We start from the raw sequence: 25765 nt of genomic DNA on the forward strand, positions 1-25765 counted from the left end.
ATCATGAAATCTCGTCCTTTCATACGTAAATAAAACAAAAATACCGGGAGAAATGTTCCCGCCAGACTTCAAATAATTTTTGATATCTATGGGCTTGTATCATCGTTTTCCTGAAAGTTACAGAAAGCAATTTTCTGAGCGAAGCCCGATTTTTATTTTAAATCGCCTTGATTAAATTGCGGCAAAGGCCTATATGTACAGGATCGCTTTGGGTAGAATTGGCACCTCGCGGCGTCAGAGGTTCTCGACCCGCCAATCTCATTCCAAATCACCGATACTGGCCGCGTTTCGCGACCTCATCTCACCCCTCGAAAGACCCACATGAACACCGGGACCGTAAAGTTCTACAATGGCCAGAAGGGCTTCGGCTTCATTCAGCCGACCGATGGCGGCAAGGACGTTTTCGTCCATGTCAGCGCGCTGGAGCGCGCCGGCTTTCCTGGCCTCGCCGAAGGCCAGAAGCTGCAGTTCGAGTTGGAGCGTGACACCAAGGGCCGCGAATCGGCCGCCAATTTGCAACTGATCTGATCCGGCCGAATTCGATGAACGCTGACCACGGATGTACTGGCAGCTCTCGAAAGCGGCTTATTTCCAGCAATTGCCGGAAATAGGAAAGCGGGGCTCGTCCCCGCTTTTTTGCTTTTCAGGGCCGCTGCGGAAGCATCAAGGCAAGACAATGACCGATCGCACCACCCACTCCATCGCCCATTTCGCGGCACCCTTCGTGCTCGGCGGACTGGAAGGACAGCTGCCGGCCGGCGACTACGACATCGATCACGACGAAGAGGTGATCGAGGGCATGTCGCGGCTTGCCTGGCGACGCGTCGCCACCTTCATCCATCTGCCGGCAAGGGCCGTGAAAAACCCGACCACCAGCCAGCTTGTCGCCATCGATTACCTCGAACTCGAAACAGCGCTGAAGCGCGACAGGGAGAATGCAGCATGATCCGTTTCCAGCAGAATGCGCGCCCGCGCACCGACACGCCCTCGCACCAGTTTGCGATCGGTCAGACTGTCCGCATGAAGAGCCGCACCGGCCTCGTCCAGAAAACCGCGGAACTGTTCCAGATCAAGAGCAGGCTGCCGGTCAAGGACGGCTCGCCGCAATACCGCATCCGCAGCGAGCAGGAGACCCATGAGCGGGTCACCACGGAAGACAATCTCGAACCGGCCGACAACCCGGTCGTTACTGACAACCCGGTCGTCTGAGCGCCCAGCAAAGCCACGCCAACACGCAACAGGAGCACGACATGTCCAAAGGTCAACAGCGAAGCAATCGCGAAATGCGCAAGCCGAAGAAGGACAAGGTCGTGGCCAAGCCAGCCTCCCCGTTCGGCTCGTCGGTCAAGCAGGCAGAGAGTAGCCTGAAGCCGAAGTCGAAGGGCTGACCAGCCCAGGGGCGCCTCGTGCGTCCCCCCGTCGCCCACTTTGTGAGGCGACGGACTGACACGACACGTTTGCGCAACACCCCGCACACGGAGGCGCGCTTGAACTTCGTCATCGAGTTCTACCGGTCGCGCGACGCCGACGAAGCCACGCTCGACAAGGTATCGCTGGAAGCGCCGAACCTGCGCGCCGCCCTGCAGGGCGCAACCGCGCTGTTCCACACGCTGGCCATGCCGCAAATCCCCGATCGCCTGCGCATTTCCGACGAGGACGGCAGCGAGCTTTACGCTGGCCCGGCCGACGGGGCGTATCCAGCGGAGGTGTGAGCGAACGCCTCGGTTTTCCCTTCCCATTGTGGGAAAACGCTAAACACGCCCAGTTCCCGTCAGCACGGTCCGCCGTCGATGACGCGATAGTCCGCGGCGCGGGCTTCGCAGGCATTGGGGAAGGTGCGCAGTTCGCCATGCCGGCGTGCGCACACGGGAGCATATTCGCGGGTGCAGAACGTCTGCTCCTCGCCACCGCCACCGCCACCGCCGCCGTCGCGGCATGGACCGTCGCGCACGATGCGGTAGCCGGCCCGGTCGGCAAGGCAGGCATTGGCAAAGGTCTGCCGGTCGCCGCCGCGCCGGGCGCAGACCGGCTCGTACTGCCTGCTGCAATACTGCGGTTCGGGCCGGGGCGGATGCGGACGCGGCCCTGGTCCCTCATCGACGACGACAGTGCAGGCGGCAAGAATTGCCGACAGGAACAGGATGGCAAAACCTTGCCGCGAAAAGACTGTCGCCAGAAACTTCATGTTGATCTCTCCCTCGATCCCGTCCCGGGAAGACGATCCTTGCCATTCCATTGCCAAATGCAACCCCCGTTTGCAGCCTCCCGCCGGAAACGATGCGCGGAGCCATGGCACCCATCAGCCCCATCCCGCTGGCGGCCACGACATCTGGCCCATTCGTGGCCGCGCTCTGGGCCGATGACCCGGCCGGCAACCAAGCCTATGTCGGGCCGCATCGGATGCTCAGGTCAGTCGATCCATGCGTCGGGATGCGCCCATTGTGGCGGCCCGCGGCGCTATCTTGCAACCTTCACGTTTCCGTGCGATAAATTCCGTGTTCGGGCATTTGCGACCCGGAGAGCGGAACGTTTTGGACGACCTTTCCCCGATACTGTGAATCTCTGACGGCCCCGTTTTCGGCGGGGGGTTTGACCATGCGCCAATGCATGACTGCCGAAGCAACCACCGGGACTTGCCCATTGCGCCAGGCGGCGGGCAGGACCACCAGACTGAACGGGTGAAGGAGTTTCCCCAATGGCCCAGACCGGCACCGTTAAATTCTTCAACGCGACCAAAGGCTTCGGTTTCATCACGCCCGATGGCGGCGCCAAGGATGTGTTCGTCCATATTTCCGCGATCGAGGCCTCCGGCCTGCGCACACTCGTCGACGGCCAGAAGGTCACCTTCGACGTCGAGCCGGATCGCATGGGCAAGGGCCCCAAGGCGGTCAACCTCCGCGCTGCCTGAACCATCGGGCGCCGTGCGTCCCTGACGCATGACGGAGGCTCCAATGCCTGGACCTGGCTTGGAGAGGGATTTGAATTTGAAAGGCGCGGCGGTTTTCGTCGCGCCTTTTTCATGCCGCGAGGTCTGCCAGATGCATGTCGCTCAAAGTGCGCGGTGGTCTTTAGACAAACGACATTCATAAAAACAAAGACTTAAACGGGCGTCGTCTGAATCCCTTCAAACGCGACGCACTTTAGCAGCCCCAAAAACTTTCTCTTGCCGATGGCGCTAAAATAAAGGACAAATTTCCATTCGGGCATTTGCCGGCCCGAGACTGGACTTTATGGGACCAAAGGAGCTTCCCATGCCGCAGACCGGCACCGTCAAATTCTTCAACCATGCCAAAGGCTTCGGCTTCATCACGCCCGATGATGGCGCGAAGGATGTTTTCGTCCATATTTCAGCCGTGCAGGCGTCGGGCCTTCCTGGTCTTGAGGATGGCCAGAAAGTGTCCTTCGACACGGAACCGGACAAACGTGGCAAGGGCCCGAAGGCCGTCAACCTATCGGTTGGCTGAACCGGCTCCAGACCGGCGACGGCTCCGGCTGAATAGCCCCTGTTCCCTGCAGGGGTCTTGACGCCTGTTTTGGATATTGTGCGTCGAAATCCGTTCAGCCCCCGTTCAGCCATGGTCGTGTATTAGTCTTTGGTAAAGCCGGACCGCATCCCCCGAAACTTGCGCGGGCCGGCACGAAGGAGACCGACATGAATCGAATTTTCAAGACCGCTGTCCTGTCCGCTGCCGTGGTCGCAACCACGCTCGCGACCTTGCCCGCTGCGTACGCGGGTGACTGGCGCCATCACGGGCATCACGACAACGGCGATGCAATCGCCGCCGGCGTCCTCGGACTCGCGGCCGGCGCGCTGATCGGTGGTGCGTTGGCCAATGACGGGCCCCCGCCCTATGCTGACCGCTACTATGATGACGGTTACTACGAGCGTGACGTCGTGGTCCGCCCGGCACCGGTGCGCCGCTACTATGCAGAACCGAGGGTCGTCTACAATGAAGGCTACGCTCAGCCCTGGACGCGTGACTGGTACGACTATTGCTCGGACCGCTACCGTACCTTCAACGACCGCACCGGCACGTTCACCGGCAATGACGGCGAACAGCATTTCTGCACGGCGAACTAAGACCTAAGGCATCCCTGCCCCAACGAAAGCGCTGACCGCAAGGTCGGCGCTTTTTGTTGTTGGTTTGATCGTCCCGGATTTCTCTTGAGATCGGCGCCGCCCCTCATCAGCCTGCCGGCACCTTTCCAGTGAAGTACGGGGAGAAGCCATTGGCTGCAGCACAGGCGCTCTTAGGTCAGAAAAGGGTTGGTCCGCCGCTCCTCGCCGAAGCGTCCGCCGGGACCATGGCCGCAGATGAAGCCGATGTCGTCGCCGAGCGGCAGGAGCTTGTCCTTAATCGAGGCGATCAGCGCCGCGTGGTCGCCGCCCGGCAGGTCGGTGCGGCCGACCGAGCCGCGAAACAACACATCGCCGACATGGGCGAACTTGGCCGCGCGGTTGTAGTAGACGACATGGCCAGGCGCGTGGCCAGGGCAATGCAACACCTCGAACACATGCGAGCCGAATGACACGGTCTCGCCTTCGGTCAGGAACCGGTCGGGCACGCAGTTGCGCGCGCCGGCGATGCCGTACCGCCTGCCCTGGTTTTCCAGATTGTCGAGCAACGGTTTGTCGGCCTCATGCGGGCCGATGATCTCGACGCCGAGCGCCTCCTTCAACTCCATGGCGCCGCCGGCATGGTCGATATGGCCATGCGTTATCCAGATCGCCCCGGCTGATATCGCGTTGTCCTTCAGCGCCGCCAGCACCTTGTCGATGTCACCGCCCGGATCGACGACGACACCCTGCTTGTCGTCCATGTCGAACAGGATGGTGCAATTCTGCTGGAACGGTGTGACCGGCACGATGCCGGCATTGAGCTGACCCATGATCGTCCTTTCGCTACTCCAGCGTGATGTAACGGCGCGGGCGAAGGGCGTCCACCCCTCGACAGACGAACGGTCAGTCGCTCCGAAAACGAAAATGGGCGGCCGAAGCCGCCCACTTAGAACGCCTAGACCGAATAGCTTACTTCTTCATGGCACCCATGACTGCGCCGAGAATGCCGGTCAGGATCGCGCCGCCGCCGGCACCGCCGACGATGTTGTTGAGATTCAGCGCGCTGCCGAGACCGCTCGTTGCTGCTGCCGCGGCCGCCGGATCGACCGCGCCGCCACCAAGCAGGCTGCCGAGGATCGCCGCACCGCCGACGCCGCCAATGGCTCCGCCCAGGATTTTGGGAAGCTGACCCAACGCCGCCGTCTTGAGCGCCGCACCGACCGCCTGACCACCGATGATACCCGTAATCACCTGTACAATGATCGGAAGAAGCGTGTTCATGTCCATATGATTAGTCCCTCCATAGCTGCCAGCCTTCCGGGCCGACACCATCATGAGACGCCGAAATGGACGAAAGTCAAATGCACAAACGCTTAAATAAAAGGGGCGGCCTCAAAACCGCCCCTGCTTGCTCGAAAAGCTGTGACTTTCGTTATTCTGCTGCGATCGCGTGCTTGGGCTGAACCGCTGCAGAATAGTCATTCATAAGGTTCTTGGCGATTTCACCGACCTCGAATCGGTAAGGTCCGATCTCCGAAACCGGCGTTACTTCCGCTGCCGTCCCGGTCAGGAAGCATTGCTCGAAGCCCTCGAGTTCTTCCGGCATGATGGCGCGTTCGATCACTTCCAGACCGCGATCCTTGGCCAGTCCGATGACCGTGCGGCGGGTGATGCCGTCGAGGAAGCAGTCGGGCTTGGGCGTGTGGATCTTGCCGTCCTTGACGAAGAAGATGTTGGCCCCGGTTGCCTCCGCGACCTGACCACGCCAGTCGAGCATCATGGCATCGGCATAACCCTTGGCCTCGGCGGCGTGCTTGGACATGGTGCAGATCATGTAGAGGCCGGCGGCCTTCGACTTGGACGGCGCCGTGCGCGGGTCGGGCCGGCGCCATTCCGCCACGTCGAGGCGGATGCCTTTCAGCTTCTGCGCCGGATCGAAATAGCTCGGCCACTGCCAGATGGCGATGGCGCAGTTGATGCGGTTGTTCTGCGCTGAAACGCCCATCTGTTCACTGCCGCGCCAGGCGATCGGCCGGACATAGGCGTCCTGGAAACCTTGCTTCTTCAAAAGCGTGGTGGAAGCGTCGTTGAGCTCGGCCACCGAATAGGGAATCTTGAAGCCGAGCAGGCGCGCCGATTCATGCAGGCGCTCGGTGTGTTCGTTGAGCTTGAAGATCTCGCCGCCATAGGCGCGCTCGCCTTCGAACACGGCGCTGGCGTAGTGCAGGCCATGGGTCAGGACGTGGATCTTGGCGTCACCCCATTGGACGAACGCGCCATTCATCCAGATGAAGCCGTCCAGTTGATCGAAGGGAACGGATGCCATGGTAACCTCCCGCGGGCGGCAGCCCGCATAGTGTTGTATCGTTGTGTGTTTCGTGTCGGTCGCGCAAGGCGGCCTTTATGCTGGAGCGTAGGCGGATAATTGGGCTCTGGCAAACTCAGGAAGTTCCGGAAAAACCGGCCTCTCTTGCCTTTTCGTTCGCAATCCGCCCAAAAGCTTGTCAAAAATTACCATTGCCGGGAAATTACGTCAATAGTACTGACATAATCTCTCTTTCAAGCGGAGAAATGATGACGGATCGAAGCCACGCAGCCGGGAAACCGATCAGGACGGCGATCACCGACGAGGACGGCATCGATTTCGCCATCATCGAACTGCTCTTCTTCGCCTATCGGGACTTCACCTCCGATCCGGATCAGATCCTGGCCGATTATGGCTTCGGCCGAGCCCACCACCGGGTGCTGCATTTCGTCAACCGCAGGCCGGGCCTGACGGTTGCCGAACTGCTCGACGTGCTGAAGATCACCAAGCAGAGCCTGGCGCGGGTGCTCAAGCAATTGATCGACACCGACCATGTCGTGCAGTTGCAAGGCCCTCGTGACCGCCGCCAGCGCGAGCTTTATCCGACAGCCAAGGGCCGCGCGCTGGCGCTGGCGCTGGCGCGGCCACAGTCGCGCCGCATCCATGCTGCATTGGGAGATTCCGGGATAACCGAACGGACCCTGGTTGAACGGTTCCTCGAAGCGATGGTCAATCCGGAACTGAGAGCGCAGATCGACGTTGGGTCCGCAAAAATGTCAGGGAAAAGCCATGGAGAGCACTGAAAGGGTCGATCATGCGGCCGCACCGGACGACGACGCGCCGCATTTGCTCGTCGTCGACGACGACACCCGCATCCGCAATCTTCTCAAGCAGTATCTGACCGAAAACGGCTTTCGCGTCACCGTCGCCGGCAATGCCGGCGAAGCCAGGCGCAAGCTTGCCGGCCTCGACTTCGATCTTCTGATCCTCGACGTGATGATGCCCGGTGAAACGGGCGTCGACCTGACCAAGTCGCTGCGCGCCGAAAAGAACGTGCCGATCCTGATGCTGACGGCGCTGTCGGAAACCGACAGCCGCATCACCGGCCTCGAAGCCGGCGCCGACGACTATCTGCCGAAACCTTTCGATCCGCGCGAGCTGATCCTGCGCATCAACAACATCCTGCGCCGCGGCGGTCCGGCGACAACGCCGAAGGTCGAGCAACTGGTCTTCGGCCCTTACACGTTCCAGATAGCCAGGCGCGAATTGAAGCGCGGCGGCGAGGCGCTGAAGCTGACCGACCGCGAGCAGGAGATCCTGGCGATCTTCGCCGCGCGAGCAGGCGAGACGATCCCCCGCCACGAGCTTGTCGGCGACGATTCGGAAGTCGGCGAGCGCACCATCGACGTCCAGATCAACCGGCTGCGCCGCAAGATCGAGCGCGATCCGTCCAATCCGGTGTGGCTGCAGACCGTGCGCGGTATTGGGTATCGGCTCAGCGTGGAATAGAATGCCGCCTGCGGCCGGTCGAACGGTTGCGGGCAAGCGAAAAGAGCGAATGGCAACCACGGAACTGCAACAGCCGGGCAATAACGGCTTGAGCGCACGCGCCGCGCGCACGCTCAAGGCGGTGCCGCGTGCCTGGAACCGGTTCTGGCGCCTCGTTTCGCTGTATATGCCGAAGCGGCTCTATGCCCGCTCGCTGATCATCGTCATCGCGCCGATGATCCTGCTGCAATCGGTGGTCGCCTTCGTCTTCATGGAACGCCATTGGGCAACCGTGACGCAGCGTCTATCGCAGGCCACCGTACGCGACATCGCCGCCATCATCGACATGATCGAAACCTATCCGCACGACGCCGACTACGCCAACATCATCCGGATCGCCCAGGACCGCATGCAGTTGAAGGTCGACCTCTTGCCGCCCGACCCGCTGCCCGCGCCCGGGCCCAAACCCTTCTTCTCGATCCTCGACGATGTTCTCTCGGCCGAAATCACCCGCCAGATCAACCGCCCGTTCTGGATCGACACGGTCGGCAATTCCAACATCGTCGAGGTGCGCGTCCAGCTTGAGGGCAAGGTGCTGCGCGTCTTCGTGCGCCGCAGTCAGGCCTATGCCTCGAACACTCACATCTTCCTGATCTGGATGGTCGGCACCTCGCTGGTGCTGTTGATGATCGCCATCCCCTTCCTGCGCAACCAGATCCGGCCCATCCTGACGCTCGCCGAGGCGGCCGAAAGCTTCGGCAAGGGCCGGCCGATGCCGCGCGATTTCCGGCCGCGCGGCGCCGAGGAGGTTCGCCGCGCCGGCTTTGCCTTCATTCAGATGCGCGAGCGCATCGAACGCCAGATCGAGCAACGCACCGCCATGCTGACCGGCGTCAGCCATGACCTGCGAACCATTCTCACCCGCTTCAAGCTGCAACTGGCGTTGGCCGGCGGCAAGGCCGAGACCAAGGCGGCGCTCGACCAGGACATCGACGATATGCAGTCGATGCTCGAAGGCTACCTCGCCTTTGCCCGTGGCGAAGCTTCCGAGGATGCCGGGCGGTTCGATCTCGAGGCCTATTTCCAGAAGCTCGACGAGGAAGCCGGATTGCGCAAGCGCAAGCTGTCGACGACGCTAGTTGGCGACCGTGATGTGCATGTGCGGCCGAACGCCTTTGCCCGGCTGCTGTCCAACGTCATCGGCAACGCCTTCCGCTATGCCAGGACGGTGGAGGTCAACGCCAACCATGGCCGCGGCTCGCTGCTGGTCACCATCGACGACGATGGCCCTGGTATCCCGCTCGACAGGCGCGAAGACGTCTTCAAGCCCTTCGTGCGGCTCGACGAAGCTCGCAACCTCGATGCCAGCGGCACGGGGCTCGGCCTGTCGATTGCCCGCGATATCGCCCGCAGCCATGGCGGCGACATCACCCTCGACGACAGCCCGCTCGGCGGCCTGCGCGCCGTCATCAAGGTTCCGGCCTGATCGGGGCATGATCTCGAAAAATGGAAACCGGCTTTCTCGGACAAACGGAAACTGTTTATCGAGATATCATGCTTAGCTAGACGACTGCTTCATCCGCCCGTCATGAAACCATGGTGAAGAGCGCGCATGAAGCGCGCGACCTCACTTGATTCGGCCTTGCCGCCTCACTTCGATCCCGTGCCCGCCCGGGTGCGCAGGAGCGAAGCGAGAGCCGCAGGCTGGTCGCCGTTCCGGCATCGTCTCAAGGCAACCGTCGACCTTTCGAGCAAAGGGCCGCCATGCGCATATTGATGGTCACCGACGCCTGGCGCCCACAGGTCAATGGCGTCGTCCACACGTTGGAACGGCTGACCGAGACGCTGAAATCCTTCGATGTCGCGGTGGATTTCCTGACACCCAACATCTTTCGCACGCTGCCCTTGCCGACCTACCCCGACATCCGGCTGGCGCTGACCACGCCCGGCCATGTCGCGCGCCTGATCGAAGCCGGCAAGGCGGACCACATCCACCTCGTCACCGAGGGACCACTGGGCATCATGGCGCGACGCTATTGCCGCAATGCCGGCCGGCCGTTCACCACCAGCTATCACACCCGCTTTCCCGAATATCTGAGCGCCCGCCTGCCGGTGCCGGAAAGCTGGGCCTATCGCTGGCTGCGCGATTTCCACAATTCCGGCCAGGGCACGCTGGTCGCCACGCAGTCGCTCGCCGACGATCTTGCCTCGCGTGGCTTCAACAAGCTGCGCCCCTGGACGCGTGGCGTCGACACCGACCATTTCCGGCCGGACAAGAAGAAGGATCTCGGCTTTCCCGGCCCGATCTTCCTTTGCGTCGGCCGCGTCGCCATCGAAAAGAACCTCTCGGCCTTTCTCGACCTCGATCTGCCCGGCAGCAAGGTGATCGTCGGCGAGGGTCCGGAACTGGCCAAGCTGAAGGCGAAATACCCGCAGGCGCATTTCCTCGGCCATCGCCCCAATGACGAACTGGCCGAGATCTACGCCTCGGCCGACGTCTTCGTCTTTCCCAGCCGCACCGACACGTTCGGCAATGTCATCATCGAGGCGCTGGCCAGCGGCACGCCGGTCGCCGCCTATCCGGTGACCGGTCCGATCGACATCGTCGGCGACGGTTTTGGCGGCGCGGTATCGACCGATCTGCGCGAGGCGGCGCTCGCCGCCCTCAACGTCGACCGCGCCGAGGCGCGCGAACGCGCCATGCGCTACAGCTGGAAAGCCTGCGCCGAACTGTTTCTCGACACGGTCGAGGAAGCGCTGGGCATGCCGCGGAAACTGGCTGCCTGACATTTGCCTTCGTCATCCACGGTTGAAGCGGTGGCAAAGCCGACGCGCAGACCCGGGGATGAACAAGCCGTGGTCAGTCGACGACCCTACCTAAAAAAGCCGCCCGCCATCCGGCACCCTACGCTCGATGGCGCCGAGCACCACGGCACCCTCCTCGTCGGGAAAGCCGAGCGTCAGCACTTCCGACATGAACGGACCTATCTGGCGCGGCGGGAAATTGACCACCGCGAACACCTGCCGGCCGATCAGCGTCTCGGGCGTATAGTATTTGGTGATCTGGGCCGAGGATTTCTTGATGCCGATGTCGGCGCCGAAATCGATCTTAAGCTTGAATGCCGGCTTGCGCGCTTCGGGAAACGGCTCGGCCTCGACGATCGTGCCAGCGCGGATGTCGACACGATCGAAGTCGGCAAAACTGATGTCGGGCTTGCGCTCGCTGCTCGAACTCATCTCTGTCTTGTCTGCCTTGCGGTCGCTCTAGAGCATGATCCCGAAAAGTGGACCCCAGTTTTCTCGGACAAACGGAAACCGATTGTCCAGAGATCATGCTCAAACAATGAGATAGAGCCCCATCCCGATTCCATCGGGATGGAACGGGCTCTAGGCGTTGCCGTACGTCTCGAACAGCACTCCGGCCAGCGCGTCCTTGGCCGAGGTTCCCGACCAGACGACGAACTGGAAGGCCTGGAAATAGCATTCGCAGGCTTCCAGCGCCGACGACAGCAGCACTTCGACCTGCTGGCTCGACGGCTCGACACCGCCGGCCAGGAGCAGCGACTGGCGGAACATGATCGCGCCTTCCTGCTCCCAGAGGTCGAAATGGCCGAACAGCATCTGTTCGTTGATGAGCGACAGCAGCCGCATCACTTCCAGTGCGCGGGCCTCCGGCACCTTGATGTCGAAGGCGCAGGCCAGGTGCAGCGCCTCGAAATCCTCCATCCACGAGAAGGAGACGTGATAGTCGGTCCAGCTGCCGGCAACCGAGATCGAAATCTCGTCATCACCGGCCCGCTCAAAGGACCAGTCGTTGTTGTGGGCCACCTGCTCGATAACATCCACCGGATGGATTTCGCGGGAGAATTCGAGTTCGAGAAGTTCCATGGAATGCTTCCTGTCGTTCTGAGGAGCGCCGCCACACGCTCCGCGGGAGGGCACACACAACGAACAATCTTGTCTAGAACTCGGACGGCCAGGACTTCTCGACGCAAAGACCCCCAGACCGGACCCCACCGCCCGGCCACATGACCCTGCTCCGAATCATGCAACAAATTCAGTCTATTGATCGGGAGTCGCGTGAACAGCCCAATTTTTCGCACTGCGTCATTCGCATGTGGAAAGCCGCTGTCACAAAGATTCATGCAACGCCGTTAAGCGATTCACGGCAAAGCGCTTTTCAGGATCGGGCTATGTGGAAAAGTTTAATTATTATTTTTTTGCGCGGGGCTTTGCCGCCGCCGCCGGTGCGGCCTGTCCGCTCAATTCGGCAAGCTTGGCCTCGAGCGCCTCGATACGCTCTGCAAGGCGGGTGTTTTCTTCCCGGGCCTTGGCGGCCATCTCGCGCGCCGCCTCGAACTCTTCGCGCTGCACCACATCCATGGTGTTGAGGATGCGTTCGGCCTGGCCCTTGAAGGCGGTCTCGACCTCGCGGCGCACGCCTTGGGCGGCCCCTGCGGCATCGGTCATCAGCTTGGCGAATTCATCGAGAATGCGGTTCGGTCCGGTCGACATGGCAAATCCTCGCTTGCTCGAATTGACGTAGTGGTGCTGCGCGCGGAATGCAAGAACGTTGAGGCCTGGTGTGGCATCAAGTCGGACACACCTTATCCAAAATTACTGGCAAGCCCGATCAATAACTATTATTATTCCAATGGTTTTGCAGGAGTACCGTCATGGCCATTAGCGCAGACTTGGGCAACCGTCTCGAAGAGATCGTGAACCAGCTTGTCAGCACCGGTCGCTACAATTCGAAGAGTGAAGTGCTGCGTGAGGGTGTTCGCCTCGTCGAAGAGCGGGAGAAGCGCCTTGCCGCCCTCGACGCAGCCCTCGCCAAAGGCATTTCGGATGCCGATGCCGGACGGATAAAGCCGGCCGACGAAGTGCTTGATCGACTGGAGGCCAAATACAGGGCAATGGTAGAGAAGAGCAAGTGAAGCGGCTGGTCTTCACCAGCCAGGCTGAGGCAGACCTTGAAGCCATTGGCGACCACATCGCACTCGACAACCCGTTTCGTGCCATAACATTCATTCAAGAATTGCGCCGCGATTGCATGGAATTGCGCGCAATGCCGGAGCGATATCCACTTCTTGAGCCCCATCGATCCACAGGCATTCGTCGGCGCGTCCATGGCAACTATCTGATTTTCTATCGCGTCGGCTCAGACACAGTAGAGATACTGCATATCCTGCACGGCGCGATGGACCTTGGGGCGATCCTGTTCCCAGATAATTGACGACGTCCGCCTTGCCTTGACCCTGCCAAAACCCTGCCGCATGGTCCGCGCCCAAATGCGATCGCAACCGAGAGTTCCCTGTTGAACGACTATTTCCTGCTGCCGCTGGCCTCCCTGCCCTTCCCCAACATCAACCCGATCCTCATCCAGATCGGGCCGCTGGCGGTACATTGGTACGGCGTCGGCTACATCGTCGGCATCCTGTTCGCCTGGTGGTACGCCAAGCGGTTCGCCGCCAATGCGAGGCTGTGGCCGAACGGCGTCCTGCCGATGAAGCCGGAGGACCTCGACGACTTCATCGTCTGGGCGGCCATCGGCGTCGTACTGGGCGGCCGCACGGGCTACGTGCTGTTCTACGACCTGCCGCGCTACATCGCCCACCCGCTCGACATCTTCGCTCTCTGGCAGGGCGGCATGTCGTTCCATGGCGGCCTGCTCGGCGTCATCCTCGCCATGACGCTGTTTTCCATCAAGCGCGGCATCCGCACATGGTCGCTGTTCGACGTGGTGGCGGCCGGTGTGCCGGTTGGCCTTGGCCTGGTGCGCGTCGCCAATTTCATCAATTCCGAGCTTTGGGGGCGCCCCACCGACGTGCCCTGGGCGATCGAATTCCCCAATGGCGGGCCGTTTGCCCGCCATCCTAGCCAGCTCTATGAGGCCTTGCTGGAGGGCGTGGTGCTGTTCCTCGTCCTGCGCATCCTCACCCATTCGCGCCTCAAGCTGAAGACGCCGCGCTTCGTCGGCGGCGCCTTCATCTGCGGCTACGGCCTGTCGCGCATCTTCGTCGAATTCTTCCGCGAGCCCGACCAGCAGCTCGGCTATCTCCTTGGCACCAATTGGCTGACCATGGGCATGATCCTGTCGTCGCCGATGGTGCTGGTCGGCATCTGGGCGATGGTGACCGCCAAGCCGGTGCCACAGCCGCAGCCGGCATGACACGGCTGAGGACCCGCATCGTCGGCCTTATCGAGGCGTCGGGGCCGCTTCCCGTCAACGAATACATGGCGATGTGCCTGTTCGACCCCGTGGACGGCTACTACACGACGCGCGAACCCTTTGGCGCGGCCGGCGACTTCATCACCGCGCCGGAGATCAGCCAGATGTTCGGCGAACTCGTCGCCATCTGGCTCTACCAGGCCTGGCTGGCCAGCGGCCGGCCGCTGCCGGTCACCGTCGCCGAGATCGGTCCTGGCCGCGGCACGCTGATGAACGACATGCTGCGCACGCTGTCGCGACTTGATCCTGATCTGGCCAAAGGCGCCGGCTTCGCGATGATCGAGACCAGCCCACGCCTGACAGAAGTTCAGAAACAGACGCTCGGCACGACGCCATTCGCGATCGATTGGCACGAAACCATCGACACGCTGCCGCAACAGCCGCTGTTCATCGTCGGCAACGAATTGTTCGATGCCGTGCCCATCCGCCAGTTCGTCCGCGCCGGCGCCGGCTGGCGCGAACGCGTGGTCGGTCTGGACGAGACCAGTGAGCTGCGATTCTTTGCCGGCGCCGGCTCGGTCGACCCGACACTGCTGCCTGACGACGCCACCGACGCGCCGCAAGGCGCGATCGTCGAGGTCGCGCCGGCACGCGCAGCCCTGATGGCGACCATTGCCGAACGCATAATTACGCATGGCGGAGCCGGCCTGTTCGTGGACTATGGCCACCTCCGGCCAGGTGTCGGCGACACGCTGCAGGCTCTGCGCAGGCACGATCACGAAGATGTGCTGGCCAATCCCGGCGAGGCCGACCTGACGACCCACGTCGATTTCGCCGCTCTTGCCGCAACCGTCCGCGCGCATGGGCTCGACGCCCATCTGTCGACGCAAGGCGGCTTCCTGCTCGGCATGGGCATTCTCGAGCGTGCCGGCCGGCTCGGCGCCGATGCCGACCAGACGGCGCGCGACAAGATCGCCGACGACGTCGAACGCCTCGCCGGCGCGCAAGCCATGGGCGAGCTGTTCAAGGTGCTTGCCGTGCTCCCCCGCGACATGGCCGTCCGGCCCTTTGCCACGGCGGATTGACTTTTCACTGCCGCCTCTCCCAATCTCCCGTCCGGCAAGCACCGTTCGGACCGCCAGCCGAACTCTGCCCCGCCTTCTTGTCGAAAAGCACTTCTCCTTGACGAAACCGCCCACACGGACAACAACGCCCGCATGCTGAATCAGACCAAACCGGATCCCGTTCGGTCGGCCCTGCTGGACAAGGCGCAGGCGCATGGCATCCGCCACGGCTATTTCACCCGCCTCGGCGGTGTTTCCAGCGGCATCTACCAGGGCCTCAACATCGGCACCGGATCGAATGACGACCAGGCGCTGGTCGCCGAGAACCGCAGCCGTGTCGCCGCCTGGATGGGCGTGCCGGCGAGCCATCTGCTGACCGCCTGGCAGGTCCATTCTCCCGATGTCATTGTCGTGCGCGAGCCCTTTGCCGGCGAGCGGCCCAAGGCCGACGCCATCGTCACCGACCGGCCGGGCATCGCCATCGGTGCCTCGACCGCCGATTGCGGCCCGGTGCTGTTCGCGGATACGCAGGCGCGCATCATCGGCGCCGCGCATGCCGGCTGGAAAGGCGCCTTCACCGGCGTGCTGGAAAACACCATCCTCGCCATGGAAAGCCTTGGCGCCAGCCGCCAAAACATCGTTGCCGTGCTCGGCCCTTCGATCGGCCCTGAAAACTATGAGGTCGGGCCGGAATTCGTCGCCCGTTTCGTCGAGGCCGACGCTGAAAACATCCGCTATTTCGTACCCTCCGCCAACGCCGGCCATGCGATGTTCGACCTCAATCGCTACACGGTCGACCGGCTGGCTAAGGCCGGCGTGACGGCCGAGGGCCTCGGCCGCTGCACTTATGCCGAGGAAGATCTGTTTTACTCCTACCGGCGCACCACGCACCGCAAGGAGCCCGATTACGGCCGGCAGGTTTCGGCAATCGTTTTGGAGAAGCAATAATGGCGCTGCATTTTGAACGTTCGGAATTTGATGCGCGGCGCGACCGGCTGATGATCGAGATGGCCGAGAAGAAGCTCGACGCTATCCTGCTGTTCGCCCAGGAAAGCATGTACTGGCTGACCGGCTACGACACGTTCGGCTTCTGCTTCTTCCAGTGCCTGGTGGTGAAGGCCGATGGTTCGATGGTGCTGTTGACCCGCTCGGCCGACCTGCGCCAGGCGCGCCAGACCTCGATCATCGACAACATCGTCTTGTGGACCGATCGCAACGGCGCCAATCCGGCGGTCGACCTGCGCAATCTGCTCAACGAGCTCGACCTGCTCGGCGCCCGCATCGGCGTCGAATACGACACCCACGGGCTGACCGCCTACAATGGCCGGCGGCTGGACGAACAGCTGCAGACCTTTGGCCAGATCGCCGACGCGTCCGGCATCGTCGGCCGGCTGCGCCTGTTCAAGAGCCCGGCCGAAATCGCCAAGGCCGAGAAGGCCGCCAACCTTTCCGACGACGCGCTCGACGCGGCCTTGCCGCTGATCAAGCAGGGCGGCGACGAAGCGCTGATCCTGGCAGCCATGCAGGGGGCGATCTTTGCCGGTGGCGGCGACTATCCGGCCAACGAGTTCATCATCGGATCCGGCGTCGATGCGCTGCTGTGTCGCTACAAGTCCGGCCGCCGCAAGCTCACCAAGAACGATCAGATGACGCTTGAATGGGCTGGCGTCTTCAACCACTACCATGCGCCGATGATGCGCACCGTGCTCACCGGCAAGGTCTCGAAGCGCCATCAGGAGCTGTTCGACGCCGCCCGCGCAGCACTTCTGGCCGTCGAGAAGGCGATGACGCCGGGCAACAGCTTCGGCGACGTGTTCGACGCCCACGCCCGCACCATGGAGGCGCACGGCCTGACCAAGCACCGGCTGAACGCCTGCGGCTATTCGGTCGGCGCCCGCTTCACCCCGTCCTGGATGGACATGCCGATGTTCTACCAGGGCAACCCCGAGCCGATCGCGCCGAACATGACGCTGTTCGCCCACATGATCATCATGGATTCCGACACCGAGACGGCGATGACGCTTGGCCGCACCTACCTGACCACCGAATCCCAGCCGAAGCCGCTGTCCCGCCATGATCTCGACTTGATCGTACAGTGAATCCACAATGGGAGGCGTGCTTCGCCAAGGAGTTAGAAGGCAAATGAGACGATCGCATGTGACGACCGTGTCATTGCTTGTGGCATTGGCTCTTGCCGCCTGCACCAACGCAAAGGACGTTCTCGAACCGTCAGCCATCACCCCGCCGGCGACCTCGACGCCGTCGACGCCCGGCACCCAGGGCAGCGCCGCCCCCGCCCCGTCGCCCGCCGACCCCGCCATTGCGGGCAATCCCGCAACCACCACCACGCCGGTCACACCAGCCCAAAGTGCTGCCATCCTGTCGAAGACCCGCCTGCAGATCGCGCCGATCGTCGGTGCTTCGGTGGAGGCCGCCACGCCGCTGACGGCGGAATTGCAGACGCGCGCCAGGCAACGTGGCATCACGCTTGCCGGCAGCACCGACCAGACCGCGACCCATGTGCTCAAGGGTTATTTCTCGGCGATATCGGAAGGCAAGGACACCACCGTCATCTATGTCTGGGACGTCTACGACCCGGCCGGCAACCGGCTGCACCGCATCAACGGCCAGCAGAAGGCAGCTTCGACAAAATCCGGCGACAGCGGGGGCGGCGATAGCTGGAAAGGGGTCTCACCGGCGACTATGCAGGCAATCGCCGACCAGACCATCGACCAGTTCGCGGCCTGGCTCGGCGGCAAGGCGGGCTGAGGTGTTGCCCACTGGCGATGGCGCGAGGCTTTCTTGAGATTAGCCGGCGGATTCCCGATCTCGGCGCTTGCAATACCGGCGCGGGCCGCTAAAAGCCCGGTTAAAAGGTGCAGGAGAGTCTGTCTGATCTCTCCATCCTCCACCAGGAACGGTGTATGAAACTCTTCGCGGGCAATTCCAACAGGGTGCTGGCCGAAGCGGTCGCCCGCTATCTCAACATCCCGCTGGGCAAGGCCAGTGTCAGGCGCTTCGCCGACCAGGAAATCTTCGTCGAAATCCAGGAAAATGTGCGCGGCGAGGATGTCTTCATCCTGCAGTCGACCTCGTTCCCGACCAATGATCACCTGATGGAACTGCTCATCATGATCGATGCCTTCATGCGCTCGTCGGCCAAGCGCATCACGGCGGTGATTCCCTATTTCGGCTACGCCAGGCAGGACCGCCGCGCCTCCGGCCGCACGCCGATCTCGGCCAAGCTGGTCGCCAACATGATCACCCGTGCCGGCGTCGACCGCGTTCTGACGCTCGACCTGCACGCCGGCCAGATCCAGGGCTTTTTCGACATCCCGACCGACAATCTGTTTTCGGTGCCGGTCATGGCCCGCGACGTGAAGGCGAAGTACAAGCAGCTCGGCAATGTCGTGGTGGTGTCGCCCGACATCGGCGGCGTGGTGCGCGCCCGTGCGCTGGCCAAGCGCTTCGACGCGCAGCTGGCCATCGTCGACAAGCGCCGCGAGCGTCCGGGCGAATCGGAAGTGATGAACATCATCGGCGCCGTCGCCGGCAAGGATTGCCTGCTGATCGACGACATTGTCGATTCCGGCGGCACGCTGTGCAATGCCGCCGATGCGCTGCTGGCCAACGGCGCCACCAGCGTCACCGCCTACATCACCCACGGTGTCCTGTCGGGCGGCGCCGTCGCCCGCATCAGCGGCTCGAAGCTGCAGGAACTGGTGATCACCGATTCCATCCAGCCGACCCAAGGCGTGCTCGACGCTCCGAACATCCGCGTCATCTCGATCGCCGACCTCATGGGCGAAGCCATCTCGCGCACGGCGACCGAGGAATCGGTGTCGAGCCTGTTCGACTAGGCCTGTCTCCAAACAGCTTCAAACCTCGAAATAACTCGGGCCGTCGAGGTCGGCAACCAACCCGGGCTGCGTCGGCTGCCATCCCAGCGCCTGCCTGGTCTGCTCGCTGCAAGCAGGCCAATCCATGCCGAAGAAGTGGCCGAGGAAGCCGAAATGGTCGGCTGCTTCCTCGCGGGTTTTGGACACCACCGGCAGTTTCAGCCGGCGACCGATGATCTCGGCGATCTCCCGCGTCGGCACACCCTGGTCGGCAACGCCGTGGTATCTGGCTCCTCCAGCCCCCTTCTCGAGCGCCAGCCTGAAGAGGGTGGCTGCATCGAGCCGGTGCACTGCCGGCCAGCGGTTCGTCCCGTCGCCAATATAGGCCGAAACACCCTTTTGACGCGCGATGCCGATCAGCATCGGAACGAAGCCATGATCGCCGTCGCCGTGGACCGAGGGCGAAAGACGCACCGCCGAGGCGCGCACGCCGCGTGCCGCCAGCGTTTCGGCCGTCACTTCCGAGGCGCGGGGATAGGAAGCGGATGGAGGAACAGGCGCGTCGTTCTCACTCGCCACTTGACCGGCCGGCGTCAGCAGCGCCAGTCCGGAGGTGACCAGCAAGGGCCGCTCGGAGCCTTCGAGTTCCGCCCCGAGCGTCTCGATGGCGCGCCGGTCCGCCTCGCAATTCGCCGCGAATTTCGAGAAGTCATGGTTGAAGGCGGTGTGGATGACGCCATCCGAAAGGGCCGCTCCACTGCGCAGGCTCTCCAGGTCCTCGATATCGCCGCGATGCACCTCGGCGCCCGCAGCGACGATCGACCTCGCACCTGCATCCGAACGGACGAGGCCAAGCACCTGATGGCGCGCTCCAACGAGCTCCCGCACAACCGCTGAACCGACAAAACCGGTGGCACCGGTGACAAATACACGCATCGCGATTTCTCCTTTGTTTGCTCAAGGGCCGTATGGACAGCCCGTTGCCGAAGGAGATACGGGATTGAGGAAATACGATCTATGCTGTAAAGTCCGTATTATCTTCGCAATCGTCCGGAATGCTCATGGATCCGCTCTCAGATGTGCTGTCGCTGCTGAAGCCGCGCAATTACCTGTCCGCCGGGCTGGAGGCCGGTGGCGACTGGTCGATCCAGTTCCCCGACCAGCAGGCAGCCATCAAATGCGGTGCCGTGGTATCCGGCCGATGCTGGCTGTCCGTGGACGGCGTGGCGGATGCGGTGCGGCTGGAGACGGGTGACTGTTTCCTACTGCCGCGCGGGCGTCCTTTCCGCCTTGCCAGCGACATGGAGCTGCCATCGGTCGATGCCCGCACCATCTTTTCCCCCGCACGCACCGGTGGCATCACCTTGCATAATGGCGGCGGCGATTTCCTTCTCGTCAGCAGCCGCTTTGCCCTATCCGGGAACCATGCCGGCATCCTGTTGCGAATGCTGCCGCCGATCGTCCACATCCGCAGCGACTCCGATCATTCGGCGCTGCGCTGGCCGGTGGAGCGGATGATGCAGGAATTGCGCGAGCGGCGGCCAGGTGGCTTTCTCATCGTCGAGCATCTGGCCCACATGATCCTGATCGAGGCCTTGCGCCTGCATATGGCCGAGGGCTTGCGGGGCGGCGTCGGCTGGCTGTTTGCGCTGGCCGACAAACAGATCGGCGCGGCGATCGGCGCCATGCACGAAGACCCGGCGCATGGCTGGACATTGCAGGCGCTGGCCGAGCGCGCCGGCATGTCGCGGTCGACCTTTGCGCTGAAATTCAAGGCGATGGTCGGTGCTTCCCCCATGGACTACCTGACGCGCTGGCGCATGCTCTTGGCCGGCGACAGGCTGGCGAGTTCCGGCGATCCTGTTTCCGTCATTGCACTGTCGCTCGGCTACGAATCGGAAAGCGCCTTCAGCACCGCCTTTAAGCGGGTGATGGGCTGTTCGCCGCGCCAACACAGCCGTGGCCGGCCACCGGCTTCCGCCCCGCATGGCGAGCAGATCATCCGCACCAGCCTGCCCGAGCCGGTCGCGGGCTGAAGGGCCGCGCATAACGCCGAAATCATGGGCTTTCCAGTCGAAGCGCAGCGCTTGGCCGACGTATGCTTTCGCCGCTGTCACGCGCACCGCGCATATAGCCGCGTGGCGACGCGCCCAGCATGCGCTTGAACATGGTGATGAAGGCCGGCACGCTGTCATAGCCGAGATCGAGTGCCACCCTGGTGATTGGTTCCCCGTCGGCCAGCCGTGGCAGTGCTGCGAACAGGCAGGCCTGCTGCCGCCACGTCGACAGCGACAGGCCGGTCTGACGCTGGAAGGCGCGGGTGAAGGAACGGCGGCTCATGCCGGCGGCATCAGCCCATTCGTCGATCGTCGCATGCGGCGAAGGGGCCGCCACGAAACGCCGGCAGAGTGCCGCCAGCCTGGGATCGGACGGGAACGGCAGGCCGAGCGGCCGTTCCGGCAGGGTCGGGATTTCATGCAGCAGGAGATTCATGATCAGCCCGCCACGGCCTTCCAGCACGCCGCCCTGCGGCAGCTTCTCGGACTCCACGATCAGGCTGTGCATCAGGTCGGTGACGCCGACCACGCGCAAGCCTTCCGGCAGCCCCGGAATAGCCTGCGGCATGACATAGACCGAACGCATCGAGACATCGCCCAGCATCTCGACCGAATGCTCGGTGCCGGCCGGAATCCACATCGCATGATCAGGCGGTACCATCCAGCGCCCATGCCGCGTCGTCACCAGCACGACGCCGACCAGCGCGTGCAGCAGCTGGTTGCGGCTGTGGCGGTGTTGCGGCACATGGTAGCCGTCGGGATATTCGGTCGGCAGCGCCACCGCCGGCCCGACTGCTTGCTCCAGCCACAGCCAGCGGCGCTCGTGCAATTGCTCGAGGTTGGCATTGCCCGCGTGAAAGATTTCCCTGCCGTGCGGCATTGGGTATGGCCCACTTGCGAAACTATTGGACCAAACCACGAAAGAAGTCGCGCCGCAAGCAGCTTATAAGGCAACCGTCCTAAGGCGGTCTGCAGGAGCGTCCGCCAGAGCTGCCCGCGGGCGTGCCCGCCAAAAAGACCACGGAGCCTACCTTGACCGATACGACAGCCGCCAGCGTCGCGCCACCAGCGACCGCCAGTCACGCTTCAGCCCAGGCGACGGCCTTCACCGTCATCCTGGCGGTAAGCTTCTGCCACTGCATCAACGACATCATGCAGTCGCTGCTATCGGCCATCTATCCCTTGCTGAAAGAGAATTACGGCCTCGACTTCTGGCAGATCGGCCTCCTGACCTTCACCTTCCAGGTGACCGCATCGCTGCTGCAGCCGGTGATCGGCATGGTCACCGACAAGCGGCCGATGCCCTATTCGCTGCCCTATGGCATGGCGTCGTCGCTGATCGGCCTGGTCGTGCTCGCCTATGCCGGGCATTATTCGCTGCTGTTGATCGGCGCCTCGCTGATCGGCATCGGCTCGGCGATCTTCCATCCGGAATCCTCGCGCATCGCCCGCTTTGCGTCCGGCGGCCGCTTCGGGCTCGCGCAGTCACTGTTCCAGGTCGGCGGCAATTTCGGCCAGTCGATGGGGCCGCTGCTGGCTGCCTTCATCGTCGTGCCGTTCGGCCAGACCAGCATCTCATGGTTCGCTGTCGGCTCGCTGATCGGCATCATCGTTCTGTGGCAGGTCGGCGGCTGGTACAGCCGCCTGCGCGCCGCACAGGGCAACCGCAAGACGGCAACCTTCGTCTCGCCCTTCCCGCGCCGCAAGGTGATGAATGCATTGATCGTGTTGACCCTGCTGGTATTGAGCAAGAACGCCTACATCGCCAGCCTCGCCAGCTACTACACCTTCTATTCCATCCATAAATTCGGCGTTTCCGTGCAGATGTCGCAGGTCATGCTGTTCCTGTTCCTCGGCTCCTCGGCACTCGGCATCCTGCTTGGCGGCCCGTTCGGCGACCGCTACGGGCAGAAGGCGATGATCTGGTTCTCGATCGTCGGCGTGCTGCCCTTCACGCTGGCCCTGCCCTACGCCAACCTCGAATGGACGATGGTGCTGACGGTGCTGATCGGCCTGATCCTGTCGTCGGCCTTCTCCAACATCGTCGTCTTTGCGCAGGAGCTGGTGCCGGGACGTGTCGGCATGATTGCCGGCATCTTCTTCGGCTTCGCCTTCGGCATGGGCGGCATCGCGGCCGCCGTGCTTGGCGTCGTCGCCGACATGAAGGGCATCGAGTTCGTCTTCCAGATCTGCTCGTATCTGCCACTGCTCGGCCTGCTGACGGTGTTCCTGCCGAACATGCGGGAAGCCAGGAAGGCGGAGGCGGCGATCAGCTGATATCAGCCAGTCTTCAGGATTTTGACGTGAGGGCGTGGCAGCTGCCACGCCCTCAATGATTCTTTCGTCATTCGCGGGATATAGGCCTGTTGTTGTTCGAAACACGTGCAACAAATGGCGCCGACGGCAAGGCTGGGTCAGCGGACGCTTTCACGTTGAAAATAAAGTACCGGGCTCGGCGCGACTGATCAGTGCGCAGCGCTCCGCGTCAGGAAAGGCAATCTGTTATGTCCAGGCTTAAAGACAAGGTCGCGCTGATTACGGGTGGCACCAGCGGCATCGGCCTGGTGACGGCGCAACGTTTCATTGAGGAAGGCGCGCGCGTCGCCATTACCGGCACCAATGCGGGCCGTCTCGAGGAGGCGCGCAACATCTTGGGCAGCGATGTGCTTGTCATCGCCTCCGACGCCGGAGATGCCGCCGCCCAAAGCGACATTGCCGGGCGGATCGGCGAAACCTTCGGCAAGCTCGACGCTCTCTTCCTCAACGCCGGCATCGCCGATCTGCGGCCGCTTGGCGACTGGACCGAGGCAGCGTTCGATAGGAGCATCGATGTCGACCTCAAGGGACCGTACTTCCTGGTCAAGGCGCTCGTTCCCCTGTTTTCGAACCCGTCGTCGATCATCCTCAGCGGCTCGGTCAACGCGCATATGGGAATGGCAGGAACGCATGTCTATTCGCTGGCCAAGGCTGGCATGATTTCGCTGGCGCGGACGCTGTCGGGCGAACTGATAGGACGCGGCATTCGCGCCAATGTAATCAGCCCGGGCCCGATCGACACACCGCTCAATGACAAACTTGGGCTGGATCCGGCAGCGGCGAAGGCCCGTGCGAAAGCGGTGGTCGGCCTGGTCCCCGCGGGCCGTTTCGGAACCGCCGAGGAAATTGCCAATGCGGTGGTGTTTCTGGCTTCGGACGAATGCCCGTTCATGGTCGGTGCGGAAATGCTGATCGACGGTGGCTTGAGCATCGCCTGAGATCGGCAGGGCCTTAGCACCCGCCAGATGGCGGGTGCTTTTGTCTGTGACGTCGAAATATCCTACGCCTTGAAGAAGGCCAGCAGGTCGGCGTTGATGATCTCGGCATGGGTCGTGGCCATGCCATGCGGGAAGCCCTTGTAGACCTTGAGCTCGCCCTTCTTCAGCAGCTTGATGCTCAGCAGTGCCGAGTCGGCGATTGGGACGATCTGGTCGTCGTCACCGTGCATCACCAGCACCGGCACGTCGATTGTCTTCAGGTCCTCAGTAAAGTCGGTCTCCGAGAAGGCCTTGATGCAATCATAGTGTGCCTTGGTGCCACCCATCATGCCCTGGCGCCACCAATTGTCGATGACACCTTGCGAGACTTCCGCGCCCGGACGGTTGAACCCGTAGAACGGGCCAGCCGGAACGTCGCGGAAGAACTGGGCGCGGTTGGCTGCCTGGGCGGAGCGGAAACCATCGAAAACCTCGATCGGCAGACCGCCGGGATTGGCCGGGGTCTTGAGCATGATCGGCGGCACCGCGCCGATCAGCACTGCCTTGGCGACACGACCTCCCGAACCATACTGGGCGACGTACCGCGCCACCTCGCCGCCGCCGGTCGAGTGGCCGACATGGATGGCGTCCTTGAGGTCCAGATGCGCCGCCAGTGCCGCGACATCGGCGGCATAGGTGTCCATTTCGTTGCCGATATCCGTCTGGGTCGAGCGGCCATGGCCGCGGCGATCATGGGCAATGACGCGGTAGCCCTTGGACAGGAAGAACAGCATCTGGGCGTCCCAGTCGTCGCTGCTCAATGGCCAGCCGTGATGGAAGACGATGGGCTGACCGGTTCCCCAGTCCTTGTAGTAGATCTGCGTTCCGTCCTTGGTGGTGATTGTGCCGCTGCCGGTGCTGGGCTTGGATTGCGAGGCCTGGTTCATCTCAATCTTCCTTCGATTGTTGTCGCGATAAACAATATCGCGATGTCTACATGCCTAGCGTAGCCCAAACCGCTTGTCCATGGAAATATGTATCGCGATATCATTTTTCGTGGTACAGACTTGGTGCCTGCCTTGGCAAGAAGGAATCCGCCGTGCCTCTCCCGTTGGACAATCAGCTCTGTTTCACGCTCTACGCCACCAGCATGGCGATCAATCGCACCTACAAGCCGATGCTAGACGAGATGGGCATCACCTATCCGCAATATCTCGTGCTCAATGCGCTGGCAGAGGCCGACGGCATGTCGGTCGGCACTATCGCGCACCGGCTCGCCTTGGAATCGAGCACCGTCACACCGCTGGTGAAGCGAATGGAACAGGCTGGGCTGGTGAGGCGCCAGCGCAGCCAGCTCGACGAGCGCCAGGTGCAGGTCGACCTGACCGCAACCGGGCGCGCGCTGCTTGTCCGGTGCAACTGCCTGAATGAGACCTTGATCGAGCGCTCGGGCATGACGCTGGCACAGCTTGATGCCTTGAACCGGCAGATTCAGGCGCTGCGCGACGCGTTGACCGGCGACCGGTAGCCAGCCGCCAACAACAGTC

The 25765-nt window shown here is 62.7% G+C and carries 34 protein-coding genes; 24 read left to right on the forward strand and 10 right to left on the reverse strand.

Annotation, left to right across the window (positions count from 1 at the left end; genetic code table 11):
- The first annotated feature begins 321 nt into the window (after positions 1-321).
- The 5 genes from AC1DYW_RS26765 to AC1DYW_RS26785 all read left to right on the forward strand — a co-directional run bounded on the left by AC1DYW_RS26765 (position 322) and on the right by AC1DYW_RS26785 (position 1712).
- Positions 322-528: a cold-shock protein gene (locus AC1DYW_RS26765; RefSeq protein WP_023809797.1), complete on the forward strand. Its 207-nt coding sequence runs from the start codon at positions 322-324 to the stop codon at positions 526-528.
- Between the two features lie 148 nt (positions 529-676).
- Positions 677-946 carry a hypothetical protein gene (locus tag AC1DYW_RS26770; RefSeq protein ID WP_095090880.1) on the forward strand — a complete coding sequence of 90 codons (270 nt, stop codon included), beginning with the start codon at positions 677-679 and terminating at the stop codon, positions 944-946.
- A complete protein-coding gene (locus AC1DYW_RS26775) occupies positions 943-1209 on the forward strand; it encodes a hypothetical protein (RefSeq protein ID WP_457153413.1) in 267 nt (88 codons plus the stop codon). The genes AC1DYW_RS26770 and AC1DYW_RS26775 overlap by 4 nt, the downstream gene beginning before the upstream one ends.
- A gap of 41 nt (positions 1210-1250) precedes the next feature.
- Complete coding sequence (locus AC1DYW_RS26780) at positions 1251-1388, forward strand: hypothetical protein (protein WP_477228196.1); 138 nt, start codon at positions 1251-1253, stop codon at positions 1386-1388.
- 99 nt (positions 1389-1487) lie between these two features.
- Positions 1488-1712 (forward strand): hypothetical protein, encoded by a 225-nt coding sequence (locus AC1DYW_RS26785; protein WP_095091701.1) that lies wholly within the window; start codon positions 1488-1490, stop codon positions 1710-1712.
- Positions 1713-1771: 59 nt separating this feature from the next.
- Here AC1DYW_RS26785 and AC1DYW_RS26790 read toward each other — a convergent pair whose 3' ends face one another.
- The gene (locus AC1DYW_RS26790; protein ID WP_477228197.1) at positions 1772-2185 is read right to left on the reverse strand and encodes a Kazal-type serine protease inhibitor family protein; all 414 of its coding nucleotides are present in this window, start codon (positions 2183-2185) and stop codon (positions 1772-1774) included.
- A 510-nt stretch (positions 2186-2695) separates the two neighbouring features.
- Between AC1DYW_RS26790 and AC1DYW_RS26795 the strand changes: the two genes are divergently transcribed.
- From AC1DYW_RS26795 to AC1DYW_RS26805, 3 genes are all read left to right on the forward strand, one after another.
- On the forward strand, positions 2696-2908 hold the full coding sequence (locus AC1DYW_RS26795) for a cold-shock protein (protein ID WP_006202520.1): 213 nt from the start codon (positions 2696-2698) through the stop codon (positions 2906-2908).
- 343 nt (positions 2909-3251) lie between these two features.
- The gene (locus AC1DYW_RS26800) at positions 3252-3464 is read left to right on the forward strand and encodes a cold-shock protein (RefSeq protein ID WP_013530020.1); all 213 of its coding nucleotides are present in this window, start codon (positions 3252-3254) and stop codon (positions 3462-3464) included.
- A gap of 188 nt (positions 3465-3652) precedes the next feature.
- On the forward strand, positions 3653-4081 hold the full coding sequence (locus AC1DYW_RS26805; protein ID WP_477228198.1) for a BA14K family protein: 429 nt from the start codon (positions 3653-3655) through the stop codon (positions 4079-4081).
- A 170-nt stretch (positions 4082-4251) separates the two neighbouring features.
- Here AC1DYW_RS26805 and AC1DYW_RS26810 read toward each other — a convergent pair whose 3' ends face one another.
- The 3 genes from AC1DYW_RS26810 to AC1DYW_RS26820 all read right to left on the reverse strand — a co-directional run bounded on the left by AC1DYW_RS26810 (position 4252) and on the right by AC1DYW_RS26820 (position 6386).
- Positions 4252-4890: an MBL fold metallo-hydrolase gene (locus AC1DYW_RS26810; protein WP_457154591.1), complete on the reverse strand. Its 639-nt coding sequence runs from the start codon at positions 4888-4890 to the stop codon at positions 4252-4254.
- Between the two features lie 139 nt (positions 4891-5029).
- Positions 5030-5347, reverse strand: a complete 318-nt coding sequence (locus AC1DYW_RS26815) for a hypothetical protein (RefSeq protein ID WP_095091700.1) — start codon at positions 5345-5347, stop codon at positions 5030-5032.
- A gap of 145 nt (positions 5348-5492) precedes the next feature.
- Positions 5493-6386, reverse strand: coding sequence for a branched-chain amino acid aminotransferase (locus AC1DYW_RS26820; protein WP_095090875.1), 894 nt, complete (start codon positions 6384-6386; stop codon positions 5493-5495).
- Between the two features lie 248 nt (positions 6387-6634).
- Between AC1DYW_RS26820 and AC1DYW_RS26825 the strand changes: the two genes are divergently transcribed.
- From AC1DYW_RS26825 to AC1DYW_RS26840, 4 genes are all read left to right on the forward strand, one after another.
- Positions 6635-7168 (forward strand): MarR family winged helix-turn-helix transcriptional regulator, encoded by a 534-nt coding sequence (locus AC1DYW_RS26825; protein ID WP_167392346.1) that lies wholly within the window; start codon positions 6635-6637, stop codon positions 7166-7168.
- A complete protein-coding gene (locus AC1DYW_RS26830) occupies positions 7155-7874 on the forward strand; it encodes a response regulator (RefSeq protein WP_095090873.1) in 720 nt (239 codons plus the stop codon). Before AC1DYW_RS26825 ends, AC1DYW_RS26830 begins: the two co-directional genes overlap by 14 nt.
- A 49-nt stretch (positions 7875-7923) precedes the next feature.
- The gene (locus AC1DYW_RS26835) at positions 7924-9339 is read left to right on the forward strand and encodes an ATP-binding protein (RefSeq protein WP_095090872.1); all 1416 of its coding nucleotides are present in this window, start codon (positions 7924-7926) and stop codon (positions 9337-9339) included.
- A 278-nt stretch (positions 9340-9617) separates the two neighbouring features.
- Positions 9618-10640 (forward strand): glycosyltransferase family 4 protein, encoded by a 1023-nt coding sequence (locus AC1DYW_RS26840; protein ID WP_477228199.1) that lies wholly within the window; start codon positions 9618-9620, stop codon positions 10638-10640.
- A 90-nt stretch (positions 10641-10730) separates the two neighbouring features.
- On the opposite strand, the gene AC1DYW_RS26845 is transcribed toward AC1DYW_RS26840, so the two are convergent.
- From AC1DYW_RS26845 to AC1DYW_RS26855, 3 genes are all read right to left on the reverse strand, one after another.
- Positions 10731-11090, reverse strand: a complete 360-nt coding sequence (locus tag AC1DYW_RS26845) for a tRNA-binding protein (protein ID WP_457151538.1) — start codon at positions 11088-11090, stop codon at positions 10731-10733.
- Between the two features lie 150 nt (positions 11091-11240).
- Entirely contained in the window at positions 11241-11741 is a 501-nt protein-coding gene (locus AC1DYW_RS26850) for a type III secretion system chaperone family protein (RefSeq protein WP_006202532.1), read from the reverse strand.
- 324 nt (positions 11742-12065) lie between these two features.
- Positions 12066-12368, reverse strand: coding sequence for an accessory factor UbiK family protein (locus AC1DYW_RS26855; protein ID WP_184874869.1), 303 nt, complete (start codon positions 12366-12368; stop codon positions 12066-12068).
- Between the two features lie 161 nt (positions 12369-12529).
- Between AC1DYW_RS26855 and AC1DYW_RS26860 the strand changes: the two genes are divergently transcribed.
- The 8 genes from AC1DYW_RS26860 (at position 12530) to AC1DYW_RS26895 (ending at position 18949) form a co-directional block, all read left to right on the forward strand.
- Positions 12530-12790 (forward strand): type II toxin-antitoxin system ParD family antitoxin, encoded by a 261-nt coding sequence (locus AC1DYW_RS26860; RefSeq protein WP_457151540.1) that lies wholly within the window; start codon positions 12530-12532, stop codon positions 12788-12790.
- Positions 12787-13089, forward strand: a complete 303-nt coding sequence (locus tag AC1DYW_RS26865) for a type II toxin-antitoxin system RelE/ParE family toxin (protein ID WP_457151541.1) — start codon at positions 12787-12789, stop codon at positions 13087-13089. Before AC1DYW_RS26860 ends, AC1DYW_RS26865 begins: the two co-directional genes overlap by 4 nt.
- An 81-nt stretch (positions 13090-13170) precedes the next feature.
- Entirely contained in the window at positions 13171-14025 is an 855-nt protein-coding gene (gene lgt, locus AC1DYW_RS26870; RefSeq protein ID WP_477228200.1) for a prolipoprotein diacylglyceryl transferase, read from the forward strand.
- Positions 14022-15110, forward strand: coding sequence for a class I SAM-dependent methyltransferase (locus AC1DYW_RS26875; RefSeq protein ID WP_477228201.1), 1089 nt, complete (start codon positions 14022-14024; stop codon positions 15108-15110). Before lgt ends, AC1DYW_RS26875 begins: the two co-directional genes overlap by 4 nt.
- A gap of 132 nt (positions 15111-15242) precedes the next feature.
- Positions 15243-16037, forward strand: coding sequence for a peptidoglycan editing factor PgeF (gene pgeF / locus AC1DYW_RS26880; RefSeq protein ID WP_477228202.1), 795 nt, complete (start codon positions 15243-15245; stop codon positions 16035-16037).
- Positions 16037-17188 carry a M24 family metallopeptidase gene (locus AC1DYW_RS26885; protein ID WP_477228203.1) on the forward strand — a complete coding sequence of 384 codons (1152 nt, stop codon included), beginning with the start codon at positions 16037-16039 and terminating at the stop codon, positions 17186-17188. The genes pgeF and AC1DYW_RS26885 overlap by 1 nt, the downstream gene beginning before the upstream one ends.
- A gap of 43 nt (positions 17189-17231) precedes the next feature.
- Positions 17232-17858: a hypothetical protein gene (locus tag AC1DYW_RS26890; RefSeq protein ID WP_477228204.1), complete on the forward strand. Its 627-nt coding sequence runs from the start codon at positions 17232-17234 to the stop codon at positions 17856-17858.
- A 155-nt stretch (positions 17859-18013) separates the two neighbouring features.
- Complete coding sequence (locus AC1DYW_RS26895; RefSeq protein ID WP_019860650.1) at positions 18014-18949, forward strand: ribose-phosphate pyrophosphokinase; 936 nt, start codon at positions 18014-18016, stop codon at positions 18947-18949.
- Positions 18950-18967: 18 nt separating this feature from the next.
- On the opposite strand, the gene AC1DYW_RS26900 is transcribed toward AC1DYW_RS26895, so the two are convergent.
- Positions 18968-19864, reverse strand: coding sequence for an SDR family oxidoreductase (locus tag AC1DYW_RS26900; RefSeq protein ID WP_477228205.1), 897 nt, complete (start codon positions 19862-19864; stop codon positions 18968-18970).
- 125 nt (positions 19865-19989) lie between these two features.
- Between AC1DYW_RS26900 and AC1DYW_RS26905 the strand changes: the two genes are divergently transcribed.
- Positions 19990-20964, forward strand: a complete 975-nt coding sequence (locus tag AC1DYW_RS26905) for an AraC family transcriptional regulator (protein ID WP_477228206.1) — start codon at positions 19990-19992, stop codon at positions 20962-20964.
- 22 nt (positions 20965-20986) lie between these two features.
- On the opposite strand, the gene AC1DYW_RS26910 is transcribed toward AC1DYW_RS26905, so the two are convergent.
- Positions 20987-21865, reverse strand: a complete 879-nt coding sequence (locus AC1DYW_RS26910) for an AraC family transcriptional regulator (protein WP_477228207.1) — start codon at positions 21863-21865, stop codon at positions 20987-20989.
- A gap of 152 nt (positions 21866-22017) precedes the next feature.
- Here AC1DYW_RS26910 and AC1DYW_RS26915 point away from each other — a divergent pair, with 152 nt between their 5' ends.
- Both AC1DYW_RS26915 and AC1DYW_RS26920 read left to right on the forward strand, forming a co-directional pair.
- A complete protein-coding gene (locus AC1DYW_RS26915) occupies positions 22018-23262 on the forward strand; it encodes an MFS transporter (RefSeq protein WP_477228208.1) in 1245 nt (414 codons plus the stop codon).
- Between the two features lie 227 nt (positions 23263-23489).
- Complete coding sequence (locus tag AC1DYW_RS26920; RefSeq protein WP_477228209.1) at positions 23490-24239, forward strand: SDR family oxidoreductase; 750 nt, start codon at positions 23490-23492, stop codon at positions 24237-24239.
- A gap of 62 nt (positions 24240-24301) precedes the next feature.
- Here the strand turns inward: AC1DYW_RS26920 and AC1DYW_RS26925 are convergent, their stop codons facing one another.
- Positions 24302-25165 (reverse strand): alpha/beta fold hydrolase, encoded by an 864-nt coding sequence (locus tag AC1DYW_RS26925; RefSeq protein ID WP_477228210.1) that lies wholly within the window; start codon positions 25163-25165, stop codon positions 24302-24304.
- Between the two features lie 152 nt (positions 25166-25317).
- Here AC1DYW_RS26925 and AC1DYW_RS26930 point away from each other — a divergent pair, with 152 nt between their 5' ends.
- Entirely contained in the window at positions 25318-25746 is a 429-nt protein-coding gene (locus AC1DYW_RS26930; protein ID WP_477228211.1) for a MarR family winged helix-turn-helix transcriptional regulator, read from the forward strand.
- Positions 25747-25765 lie beyond the last annotated feature (19 nt).

Source organism: Mesorhizobium sp. P2_D5, assembly GCF_056404355.1.